This window comes from Mesorhizobium sp. M1A.T.Ca.IN.004.03.1.1, assembly GCF_003997555.1.
Lineage (GTDB): Bacteria > Pseudomonadota > Alphaproteobacteria > Rhizobiales > Rhizobiaceae > Mesorhizobium.
Window position 1 is genome coordinate 1 of the sequence record NZ_RZTV01000816.1, and the last position, 248, is coordinate 248.

1 protein-coding gene is annotated in these 248 nt (G+C 61.3%); it reads right to left on the bottom strand.

Annotation, left to right across the window (positions count from 1 at the left end; translation table 11 throughout):
- Positions 1-248 (bottom strand): HAMP domain-containing protein (locus EOD29_RS33935; protein WP_127248888.1); only part of this gene is annotated, 248 nt, incomplete at both ends.

Here is a 248-nt window from a genome sequence, read left to right on the forward strand (position 1 = left end):
CGCATGTCGTGATTGATCTTGGAGACGGCAAGGCCGAGAGCGGCAAGGTTCTTCTGCTGCTTCAGCGTCTTCTGCAGCTCCATCTGCATCGAGGTGAGGTTGCGGCCGGCGACCGCCAGTTCGTCGCGGCCGCCGTCGCCGATATAGATATGGGCCGGGTTTTCCGGATCGGAGGAGAATTGCTGCATGCTGCCGGTCAGCCGGCGGATCGGGCCGATCAGGATGCGGTTGATCGCAAAGAAGATCAG